We start from the raw sequence: 8,437 nt of genomic DNA on the forward strand, positions 1-8,437 counted from the left end.
CACCAATTTACCGGCGTGACCTGGGTCACAGAATTGCAGCTGCCAATACTGTGGTGTCCGACCGGCGACACGGGGTGTGCGCCTCCGGCGGGCCGCGGGCGCCGGGCGAGGCGCGGGCGCAGGGCGGGGCGCCACGGGGCGCGCTGCGCCGGCGCGGGCGAAGAGCCCGGCCCCGCGCAGCTCGCGCAGCGAGCCGCGCACCGCGTCGGTGATCCGCTCGATGTCGCCGTCGGTGTGGGCGGTGGAGAGGAAGAAGTTGCGCCACTCCCAGACGTGCACGCCGCGCACCATCAGGTGGTGGTAGAGCAACTCCATGTCGGCGCGGTGCTCGAAGCGGAACTGCGATCCGAAGTGCCGTACCCGGAGCGGGAACTCCTCCTCCTCGAAGAAGGTGTTCAGCGTGGTGGCGAACTCGTCCGTCCGCGCGTTGAGCCGCTGCTGCAGACCGGGCCCCTCGGCGCTCAGGTGCCGCAGCACCGCGGCGGCGGCCGTCATGGAGACCGGGTGCTGGAGGTAGGTCCCGCCGAAGAAGGTGGTGTCGGCGCTCGGGTGGGAGGCGTCGCCGTAGCTCCAGGCGCCGCCGTCGACCCCGTCCATGATGTCCGCCCGGCCCGCGATCGCGCCGACGGGGAACCCGCCGCCCAGGACCTTGCCGTAGGTCGCCAGGTCCGGGGTGACGCCGTACAGTTCCTGGGCGCCCCGCAGCGCCGGGCGGAACCCGGTGAGCATCTCGTCGAACATCAGGACGATGCCGTGGCGCCGGGTCACCTCCCGCAGGGAGCGCACGAACTCGACCGGTTGCAGGGCGGGGTTCCGGCTCTGCACCGGCTCCAGCACCACCGCGGCGATCCGGTCGGCCGCGGCCTCGATCGCGGCCAGGGCGCCGGGGTCGCCGTAGTCCAGCACCAGCAGGTCGGAGACGGCGCCGGCGGGGATGCCCGGCGAGACCGGGACGGTGACCCGCTCGTCACCGCTGCCGGCGGAGCGGCCCAGCACGCTGTCGGCGTGGCCGTGGTACGAGCTGTGGAAGACGACGACGGTGTCCCGCCCGGTCGCCGCCCGGGCCAGCCGCAGCGCGCCGGCGTTGGCCTCGGTACCGGTGCAGGCGAAGGCGACGCGGTCCAGGCCGCTGATGTCGGCGAGGAGTTCGGCCGCCTCGCCGGTCGCCGGATCGCGCGGCCCCAGCCGCACGCCCCGGGAGAGGTGCTCGCGGACCGCCTCCGTCACGAACTCCGGCTCGTGGCCGAAGAGCAGCACCCCGAAGCCCATGGTGATGTCGACGTAGTGGTTGCCGTCGACGTCCTCCAGGTGCGCCCCGGAGGCGCGGTGCGCGGCGATGGGATAGAGCATCTCCTTGGTGCTGCTGCGGAAGCCGACGACGGCCCGGCTGTCGGCGAGCACCCCTCGGTGACGGGCGGCCGCCTCCTTGGAGCGCCGGGTGCGCCGGGTGTAGCGCTCCACCAGATCGGCGAGGTGCGCCTGCTGCGGCGTGGGGCCGCCGTCCGGTGCGGCGCTGCCGGGGCCGGCGACCATGCCGGAGTCGCGGGAGACGGTCACCCGGGGCCCGTGCACGGCCGGCGGGGCGGGCGCGGCGGACGGGGGAGCCGCCGGTGGGGCGGGAGCCGCCGGGGCCGCCGGTGGGGCGGGCGCGGTGGTCTGCTGCGGCAGGTGGCCGGCGATCCGGTCGGCCAGCTCCGCCATGCGCGCGAGCTGCTGGTCGATGGCGTCGGACGCGCCGCCGGCGCCGGTCATCGCTGCTCCCCGGCAGCCGTGGCGGAGACCTCGCGCGCGAGCAACTGGGCCAGCTGCTCCATGAGCTGGAGCTGGATGGCGGAGAGCTGCCGGACCTGCCGGGTCAGCTCCTCCACCTCCTGCCGGGTCGCGTAGTCGCCCGCGGGCGGCGACGGCTCGGCGGCGGCACGGACCGGGTCCGGCACCGCGGCGGGTGCCGTGACCGGTGCGGGTGCGGGCGCCGGCGCGGCTGCGGGCGGTGCGGCCGCAGCGACAGGGACCGGGACCGGCGCGGGGGCCGGTGCGGGCGCGGGCGCGGTGGGCACCGCCGCCGGGGCGGGCGGAGCTGCCTGCGCCCGCCTGCCCGCCACCAGCTCCGCCAGCAGCCGCGGCGTGACGGCCTCGTCGAACAGCTCCCGCATGGCGACCTTCACGCGGTACGTCTGCTCCAACTCCCGCAGCACGTTGATCATCAGCAGCGAGTCCGCGCCGAGGTCGAGGAAGGACGTGTCCTCCCCGACCGATCCCGACCGGTCCCCCAGGGCCCGGGAGGTCACCTCGACGACGTGCGCCAGCACGTCCCTGACCTCGGCCTCGGCCTGTGCCGCCATGTCCGTTCCTTCCCTCGGGGGTTCCGCCACTGCTGCGACGGTGGGTTCCGGGCCCTTCCAGTGGGTCCGGTGCTGAAAGCGGTAGCCGGGCAGCGGAATCCGCCGACCGCCGCCGCCCTCGGCCAGCTCGTGCCAGTCGATCGGCGCGCCCGCGCGATGGAGTGCGGCCGCGGCGTCCCGCAGCGCGTCGAGCCCGGTGCCGCCGCGCAGCGTGGCCACCGCCGGCACCTCGGGCAGCGCCTGCCGGGCGAGACCGCTCAGCCCGCCGCCGCCGACCTCCACCAGCACGGTCGCGCCCTGCGCGGCCACCGCGTGCAGCGCGCCGTGGAAGAGGACGGGCCGACGCGCCTGCCGCAGCAGGTGGTCGGCGTCCGGCGTCCACCCCGGCGCGCGGACCACGCCGTCCAGGCCGGAGACGAACGGCAGCGTGACCGGACGGAACGGGGTCTCGGCGAGCACCTTCGCGAACTCCGGGAGCGCGGGCTCCAGCAGCGCCGTGTGGAAGGCCCGCCCGACCGGCAGCGTCCGGTGCGGGATCTGCCGCGCCGCCAGGAGCGCCTCCAGCCGCGCCACAGCCGGCCGCGGCCCGGCGAGCACGTGGTTGCGCTCGCCGTTGACGGCGGCCGGCTCCAGCCCCGGCACCTCGCCGAGCAGTGCGGACGCCGTCGCACCGTCGGCCAGGACCGCCACCATCCCGCCGGGCTCGCACCGCGCCTCCATCAGCCGGCCGCGCTCGGCCGTCAGCCGCAGCCCGTCCTCGACGGTCAGCGCGCCGGCCGCGGTGAGCGCCGCGAACTCGCCGACGCTGTGGCCGGTGACGACCTCCGGGACCACCCCGGCGCGCCGCCACAGTGCGAGCAGCGCGCACTGCACGGCGAACAGAGCGGGCTGCGCGGCCTCGGTCGACCAGGCGACGTCCGGGTCGTCGGGGGCGAACAGCGGACCCAGCAGCGGTTGCCCCGTGTGGTGCGTGTGCAGGGCGTCGCAGTGGTCGAGCACCTCGCGGACGGCCGCGTACCGGTCGTACAGCGCGCGGACCGCCGTCGGCCGCGCGCCGCCCTGGCCGCTGAACAGCAGGCCGACGCGGGGCGGCGGGGCCGCGGCGGCATCCGGTTGTGCTGCGGCGTCCGGTCGCGTGGCGGGTGCCGCGTCGGCCTCCAGCCAGCGGTGCAGCGCGTCGGCGACCTCGGTCGCCGTGCCGCCCGTAGCCGCTGCCCGGTAGGGGCCGGGCGCTCGGCCCGCCGTGGAGGTGAGCAGGTCCGCCACGTCCAGCTCGGGGTGGCGGCGGAGGTGGTCGCGGAAGGCGCGGACGTTCGCCGTCAGCGCGGCCGGGGTGTGCCCGGCCAGCGGCAGCACGCCCAGCGGCGCGCCGTGCGGTCCGCGCGGCGCGGCGGGCGGGGGTTCCTCGACGACGAGGTGGACGTTGGTGCCGCCGACGCCGAGCGAGGTGACCCCGGCACGGCGCGGGGTGTCGCCGGCCGGCCAGGGGGCCGCCTCCCGGGGGATCCAGAACGGGCTGGTCTCCAGGTCGAGGGCGGGGTTGGGGCGGCGGAAGTTCGCCATCGGCGGGACGGTGGCGTGCCGCAGCACCAGCAGCGCCTTGATGAGGCTCGCCAGCCCCGAACAGGTGTCGAGATGGCCGAGGTTGGACTTGGTCGACCCCAGGGCGCAGAAGCGCGTGCGGTCGGTGTCGTGGCGGAAGGCGGCGGTCGCCCCCGCGAACTCGATGGGGTCGCCCTTGAAGGTGCCGGTGCCGTGCGTCTCCAGGTAGCCGACGGTCCCGGCGCCCACCCCCGCGCTCCGCAGCGCGCGGCGGATCGCCCGTTCCTGGCCGCGGGCGGAGGGCGCGGTGAACGCCCGCTTGTCGGAGCCGTCGTTGGTGACGCCCCAGCCGCGGATGACGCCGTGGACCGTGTCCCCGTCGGCCAGCGCCCGCCGCAGCGGCTTCAGGACGACCGCCGCGACGCCGTTGCCGGCGACGGTGCCGTCCGCGTCCGCGTCGAACGCCCGCAGCCTGCCGCTGCGGGAGAGGATCGAGCCCTTCACGTACCGGTAGCCCAGCACCTGCGGGACGTGGACCGCCGCCGCGCCGGCCAGTGCGATATCGCAGTCGCCCAGCAGGACGGACTGGGCTGCGAGTTGCACGGCCACCAGCGAGCTGGAGCAGGCGGTCTGCACCCCCACCGCCGGTCCGGTCAGCCCGAGCCGGAACGCCGCGCGGGTGGCGTTGAAGTCCGGGTGGGTGCCGAGCAGCGCCTGGAGCCGGGAGAGCCAGTCCTCCTCGACGCCGTCCGGGAGGACGGTGTTCAGCAGGTAGTTCTGCAACGGGTAGAGGTAGCTGCCGGTGGCGGCGAAGACGCCGGTGCGGGTGCCGGGCCGCTCCCGGCCGTAGCCGGAGTCCTCCAGCGCGTGGTGCGCGCACTCCAGGAACAGCCGCTGCTGCGGCTCGACGACCTCCGCCTCGCGGCCGGTGATGCCGAAGTAGGCCGCGTCGAAGCCGGCGACGTCGCCCAGCGGGGCGGTGGCGCCGACGAACCCCTCCGCGCGCCGCACCGACTCGGGGACGCCGGCCGCCCGCAGCTGGTCGTCGGTCCAGTGGACGACGCGGTCCTCGCCGTCGCGGACGATCCGCCACAGCTCCTCGCGGGTCTCGGCCCCCGGGAACCGGAAGGCCATGCCGATGACGGCCACGCCGTCATGGGCGGGGGAGCTCTCCCGGAGCGGTGCGGCGCTCACGCCCGGTCCCCCTCGGTGGTACGGGCCGGGGCGCTCGTCCGGTCGGCCTCCGTGGCCTCGGTGGCGGGGTCGGTGGCTGCACGGCCGGCTCCCGGGTCGGCGGCGGCCGCCGGCCCGTCCGCGGCGCCCGGTTCGGCGGCGACGGGCCCCGGTTCCGTGACGGCGGCCTCGGGGGCCGGCGGCACGGTGGCGGGTGCGCCGCGGCGGTTGCGTCGCGCCAGGAAGACGAGGAAGCCCAGACAGAAGACGATCGCGACGCCGTGGAAGGTGCCGACGACGGCGATCGGGGAGTAGAACTCCAGCGTCAGCGAGCAGAGGATCATGCCCAGCCCGAAGCCGCCGTTCTCGACCGCCGCGGAGAGGCCGAACATCTGGCCGCGCTGGGCGTCCGGGGTCTCCTGGAGCTTGGTCACGTAGACGATCTCGGTGAAGCCGTCCGCCATGCCGGCGATCAGCGCGACCGCGATGGCCGGAACCGTGGGCAGCCCGGCGAAGGCGAGGATGAACCCGACCGACATCACCACGGCGCCGATCGCGAACGCCTTCTCGCCGAAGGAGTGGCCGGTGCGGTCCGCGTAGCGGCTGGTCGCCTGCTGCGCCACGATGTGGCCGATCGCCCAGGTCGCGAGGAACTGGCTCATGAAGGTGGCCGGGTTCGCCGGGTCGAGCGCGTCGGAGAAGACGGGCAGCGCGACGTTGTGCGAGGAGGAGCCGAGGCCGTCGACCCCGCGCAGGGCCATCATTGCGCCCATCACCGGGAGCGACCGCAGCAGCGCCCACGACGCCCAGCGGCCGGCGCGACCGGTGGTCCCGGACGGCGCGGCCGTGTCGTCGCCGCCCTCCTTCCCGCCGGCATCGGGGGCGACGGCGGCGCGGGTGCGGATCGGGAGCATCGCCAGGATGGCGGCGGAGATCAGGAAGGTGACGCCGTTGAGCGCGAAGGCGGCGGTGTAGCCGAACTGGGCGATGACCAGGCCGGAGGAGGCGAACCCCGCGATCATGGCCAGCGAACGGCCGGTGACCAGCAGGCCGTTGGCCTTCAGTCGCTTCTCCGGGCCGACGATCTCCGGGACGCTGGAGCGCAGCGCCACCTGGTGCAGCGTGGTGCACGCGCCCATGGCCACGGCGAGCGCGAACAGCACGGGGAGCCGGGCCGAGTTCGGCAGCGGTATCAGCACCAGCAGCATGGCCGAGCGGATGAGGTCCGAGCCGATCATCAGCGCCTTGCGGTCGAACCGCGAGACCAGCCGGCCGCTGACGAACCCGGCGGCGACGCTGGTCAGCAGCCGCACCGCCATGAAGAGGCCGGCGGCGAAGGCGCTGCCGGTCACGGTGTAGACGAAGACGTTCAGCGCCACCATGTTGAGGTAACTGCCGTACCCCGATATCGCGTTGCCGAAGACGAGCAATCGGAAGTGCTTCATGTGCGGGGCCTCCAGGGCGGCTGTCGACACGCCCGGAACCTGTCGCGAGCGAAGCGGGCGGACCTCGGTGCGGGCCGTTTCCTGCGGGCACGGAGGACCGGCGGACCCTATCCCGGGTCGAACACTCGATGGACGGCGGGCGGTTGTCCGGACGGTACGGGCGGGGCGGTACGGTGCGCCCGGCTGCCCCCGGGGCGCCGTCCCGGGGCGTTGCCGCGGCGCGGTCGGACCCGGTCACGGCGCGGTCGGCCCCGGTGCGCTCAGACGGCCCGGGCGGTGCGGTGGTGCCGGGCGGCCCACGGCGCCCGGCCGTCCGGCCCGCCGGTGGCGCGGTCGCCGCCGGGGTCCCGGAAACCCGGTTGATCTGGAGCGTTGGTCGGTTCGTCAGCCATGGGCCGTCAACTTAGTCCGGCCGCGGAAGCTGAGGGACCTCCCCCTTCGGGCATACCCGTTCGGGCAGCCCCGTTCGTCCGCCCGAACGGGGCGTGGCCGCGCGGTGCTCCGGAGGTGAGGATGGGGAACGGCCCGCTCCGCCCGCCGGGAACAGGCCGATGTCCGCCGGGAGGGCGAGGGGCCGGGGCCGGAGGCCGCCGCGGGCGCGGTGCGCGGCGACGACCGCCGGTCATGCCGCGACGGCCGTGCTCCCGGGGCGGTACGTCCACCCCGCGGCCTCGCGGAGGCGACCGGGTGCCGGTTGCGGACGGCGGGGCCGGTCGCGCGGCCGGGGGCTCACACCAGCCGCTGGTCGAGCGCCATGACGGCGGCGGTGGTGCGGTTCGGGGCGCCCAGCTTGACCAGGATCGCTCCCACCAGTCGCTTCACGCCATGGGCCGAGATGCCGAGCGCTTTGGCGATCTGCTTGTTGCTGTACCCCTCGATCAGCAGGCTCAGCGTCTCCGTCTCCCGCTGGGTGAAGGAGACGGGCCGCCCCTCGCGGCGGCGGCCGGAGCCGCGGCCGCCCTCCACCAGTTCCCGCGCCAGCCGCCCGGGCAGGGGGAACTCGCCGCGCACCGCCCGGCGGAGGGTGTCGTCGAGGACCGCGACGGTGGCCTCGGCGAGGGTGACCACGCCGTCGCAGGGCGGCGCGGCGGGGAACGAGAGGTCGCCGGCGCGGATGTCGTCCCCGATGAGCACCGTCACGGGCGCCGGACGGTGCTCGCCGGCCGCCGTGGCCGCGGCGGGCGGCAGCTCGCGCCAGTCGGCGAGGGTGGCGAGGACCACCTCGACCGCCCCGGGCGGGGGCTCCGGTGGGTCGCCGCCGTCGCCGGGGCCGACGAGCGTGACGTGCGGCAGCTGCTCCAGCAGCGAGGTGACGCCCCGCCGCAGCACCTCCGTGCCCACCAGCAGCCTGACGGCGAGGGGGTCCTCGCCGGTGCGGGGTGACGGGCCGGGCGTCGCCGTCGGCCCCGTCGGGCGCCGCCGGTCGGCCGACCGGTCCGGCAGCGGAGAGGGCACCGTACGGGTCGCCTCGCCGTCGTCCGGTCGGGGCCGTGATCCGTCGCCGAGCGGCTCGGCCGCGCCGTCTCGGTCACGTTCGTGCATTGAGCGCTGTCCTTCTATCTGACAGAGGCCATCGGGCGCGCATCGTAGTCGCTCAGTGGTACAAGTTGGCCATATCCGTTCAGATTCGGATGCGGTGTGGCGCGATGACTCCCTCCCGCGGCCGGAACCACCGCCCCCGGCCCCACCGTCCCGCAGCCGCCGCCTCAGCCCGCCGCGCCGCTGGTGGTGAGCAGCAGGACGACGTTCAGCACCGCCACCACCAGCAGGGAGTTGAACGCCGCGCGGGAGCCCGGCCGCCGCGCGCGGTGGAGCCCGACCGCCAGCGCCCCCGCCGCGAGCAGCACCACCCCCGCCGCCAGCGGCCAGGGCGCGCCGCCCGGCGCAGCGGCCGCCCCGGCGGCCGAGCCCGCGCCGACCGCCGCCGCGCCGGGC

5 protein-coding genes and 1 pseudogene are annotated in these 8,437 nt (G+C 76.1%); all 6 read right to left on the reverse strand.

Annotated features, from left to right (window positions below):
- The coding region (locus HCN52_RS18555) for an aspartate aminotransferase family protein (RefSeq protein ID WP_168089583.1) at nt 1–1,752 on the reverse strand (1,752 nt) is incomplete at its 3' end.
- The gene (locus HCN52_RS18560) at nt 1,749–5,078 is read right to left on the reverse strand and encodes a type I polyketide synthase (protein ID WP_312876769.1); all 3,330 of its coding nucleotides are present in this window, start codon (nt 5,076–5,078) and stop codon (nt 1,749–1,751) included. The genes HCN52_RS18555 and HCN52_RS18560, both read right to left, overlap by 4 nt.
- Nucleotides 5,075–6,532 (reverse strand): MFS transporter, encoded by a 1,458-nt coding sequence (locus HCN52_RS18565; RefSeq protein WP_312876770.1) that lies wholly within the window; start codon nt 6,530–6,532, stop codon nt 5,075–5,077. Before HCN52_RS18565 ends, HCN52_RS18560 begins: the two co-directional genes overlap by 4 nt.
- Before the next feature lie 230 nt (nt 6,533–6,762).
- Nucleotides 6,763–6,894 (reverse strand): hypothetical protein, encoded by a 132-nt coding sequence (locus tag HCN52_RS25985; protein ID WP_280923932.1) that lies wholly within the window; start codon nt 6,892–6,894, stop codon nt 6,763–6,765.
- Nucleotides 6,895–7,231: 337 nt separating this feature from the next.
- The gene (locus HCN52_RS18570) at nt 7,232–8,044 is read right to left on the reverse strand and encodes a helix-turn-helix transcriptional regulator (RefSeq protein ID WP_168089584.1); all 813 of its coding nucleotides are present in this window, start codon (nt 8,042–8,044) and stop codon (nt 7,232–7,234) included.
- A 164-nt stretch (nt 8,045–8,208) separates the two neighbouring features.
- Nucleotides 8,209–8,437 (reverse strand): annotated as a pseudogene (locus HCN52_RS18575) (hypothetical protein); the annotation flags it as partial.

Origin of the sequence: Streptomyces bohaiensis (assembly GCF_012033785.1) — a bacterium.
Lineage (GTDB): Bacteria > Actinomycetota > Actinomycetes > Streptomycetales > Streptomycetaceae > Streptomyces > Streptomyces bohaiensis.

Excerpts from the sequence above, each read along its gene's own strand:
- HCN52_RS25985 (WP_280923932.1), bottom strand. The coding sequence starts at position 6,894 with ATGGCTGACGAACCGACCAACGCTCCAGATCAACCGGGTTTCCGGGAC.
- HCN52_RS18570 (WP_168089584.1), bottom strand. The coding sequence starts at position 8,044 with ATGCACGAACGTGACCGAGACGGCGCGGCCGAGCCGCTCGGCGACGGA.